Origin of the sequence: Cellulomonas septica (assembly GCF_012396155.1) — a bacterium.
Lineage (GTDB): Bacteria > Actinomycetota > Actinomycetes > Actinomycetales > Cellulomonadaceae > Cellulomonas > Cellulomonas septica.
Window position 1 is genome coordinate 1 of record NZ_JAAXOY010000548.1, and the last position, 2,407, is coordinate 2,407.

General features: G+C 71.6%; 2 protein-coding genes. Both read right to left on the bottom strand.

All coding sequences use genetic code 11. The annotated features are described in order from the left end of the window. Positions 1-484 (bottom strand): MarR family winged helix-turn-helix transcriptional regulator (locus HGA02_RS16375; RefSeq protein WP_168680172.1); only part of this gene is annotated, 484 nt, incomplete at its 3' end. Between the two features lie 142 nt (positions 485-626). Continuing rightward, entirely contained in the window at positions 627-2,114 is a 1,488-nt protein-coding gene (locus HGA02_RS16380; protein WP_168680174.1) for a sugar porter family MFS transporter, read from the bottom strand. Positions 2,115-2,407: the final 293 nt, after the last annotated feature.

Below are 2,407 nucleotides of genomic sequence, written 5' to 3' on the forward strand. Positions count from 1 at the left end.
CGGTCGTGGCGAGCGCGGGCGCCTGCTCGCGCAGGCGGGCGGCGTCGATCGTGGCGGCGATGCGGTGCAGGACGGCGGCCGCGTCGTCGATGTCGTCGGGTGCCCAGTCGCCGAAGACGGCCTGCATGGCGCCGTCGCGGACGTCGAGCATGCGGGCGGCGAGGGCCTCGCCGTCGGCGGTGAGCCGCAGCGTGCGGGCGCGGCGGTCGTCGGGGTCGACGGTCCGCTCGACCCAGCCCTCGTCGACGAGGTGGCTCACCTGGCGGCTCGCGACCGAGACGTCGACGCGCATGGCGTGCGCGATCTCGCCGACGCCGAGCGCGCCGCGGCGGGCGAGCAGGCGGATGAGCGGGACCTCGCCGCGCGAGCAGGGGAACTGCTTCGACATGACGTGGGACGCCTCGCGCAGCGAGCGGGTGAGCTCCTCCATGGCGCGCAGCAGGAGACGCGTGGGCGTCTCGGGTGCGTCGGTGGTGCCGGTCATGGGGTGCTCCTTGGTTGCGTGACGCAAAGACTGTAGGGCACAGCATTTGCGCGAGGCAACTTATTCCGCGAACCGCCGTGCCGGCCCGACGAAGGCCCCCGGCGCGTGGTGCGCCAGGGGCCTCCGGGACGTGCGGGTCGCGTCAGCGGGTCGTACTGGCCGTCCCGCGCGCCCGCCGCTCGACCTTGACGGACTCCATGTCCTCGAGCTGCACGCCCTTCGTCTCCGGCACCTTGAACAGCGTGAAGAAGAAGGACAGCGTCGCGAAGATCGCGTACATCAGGTAGGGGATGGACGCGCCGAACCGGTCCAGCATCGGCGGGAACGAGATCGTGATGAGGAAGTTCGCGATCCACTGCGCCATCGCGGCCACGCCCAGCGCGGCGGCGCGGATGCGGTTCGGGAACATCTCGCCGAGGAGCACCCACACCAGCGGGCCCCACGTGGCGCCGAAGAACACGACGAACGCGTTCGCCGCGACCAGCGCGATCGTGCCCCACGAGCCCGTCAGCGTCAGGTCGTCGCCCGTCCCGGTCGACTGCGTGAAGGCGATCGACATCACCGCGAGCGACACCGCCATGCCGGCCGAGCCGATGAGCAGCAGCGGACGGCGACCGATCTTGTCGATCAGCGCGATCGCGATGAACGTCACCGCGACGTTCGTCACCGACGTGATCGTCGAGACCATGAACGCGTCGGACTCGTCGAAGCCGACGGCCTGCCACAGCGTCGTCGAGTAGTAGAAGATCACGTTGATGCCGACGAACTGCTGGAACACCGACAGCAGGATGCCGACCCAGACCACGGGCAGGAGCCCGAACCGCGGGCCGCGCAGCGTCGCCTGGTCCTCGAGCTTCTTGTCCGACTCGATCGTGCGCTCGATCTCGTGCACGCGGGCCGCCGCGTCCTCGTCGGGCCCGAGGACGTCCGACAGGATCTTCTGCGCCTCGTCACGCCGGCCGCGCGCGACCAGGTAGCGCGGCGACTCGGGGATCATCAGCGCGAGGATCCCGTAGACCGTCGCGGGGACCACGGCGACCAGGAACATCCACCGCCACGCCTCGAGCCCGAACCACAGCTCCTCCGACGCGCCGCCCGCCGACGTCGCCAGCAGCTGGTCGGACAGCAGGGCGGCGAAGATGCCGAGCGTGATCGCGAGCTGCTGGAGCGAGCCCAGCCGCCCGCGCATGGCCGCCGGAGCGATCTCGGCGATGTACGCCGGCGCGATGACCGACGCGATGCCGATGCCCACGCCCGCCATGAACCGCCACAGGATCAGGTCCCAGACGCCGAACGCGATCGCCGACAGGATCGACGACACGAAGAAGAGGACCGCACCGAAGAACATGACCTTCGTGCGACCCCAGTGGTCGGCGAGCTTGCCGCCGGACCAGGCGCCGAGCGCGCAGCCGAGCAGCGCGACGGCGACGGCGAACCCCTGCAGGGCGGACCCGAGGTCGAACTGCTCCCCGATCGCGTCGACCGCACCGTTGATGACGGAGCTGTCGAACCCGAAGAGGAAGCCACCGACCGCCGCCGCGACGGCGAGGGCGATGGCCTTGTTGTGGTGCGGGTGGCGCACCTCGGATCCTCCTGCCGCCCCCTGCGGCGGCCGTGTCGCGTCGGACATCGTGTGGCACCTCCGTCACTCGTCGGGGCCGTCCCGAGGAGTGAGAACCACTGTGGCCCCACCTGCACAGACACGCATGTCGAGCCCCGGCACCTGCCCCGGACGGGCGACGGGCGGCGCGCGCGACGTCCGCCGCGACGAGGCAAGATCGTCCGACGGGTGAGCGCCGGCCCCGCGGCCCGCCCGTGGAGGAGGTGCGCGATGACCGGTCCGACCAGCGGCGACGAGCCCCGTCGACCGCGTCGCCCCGCGATGCTCGACCCGCAGCAGGCGGACGCGATCCCCGGCGACCT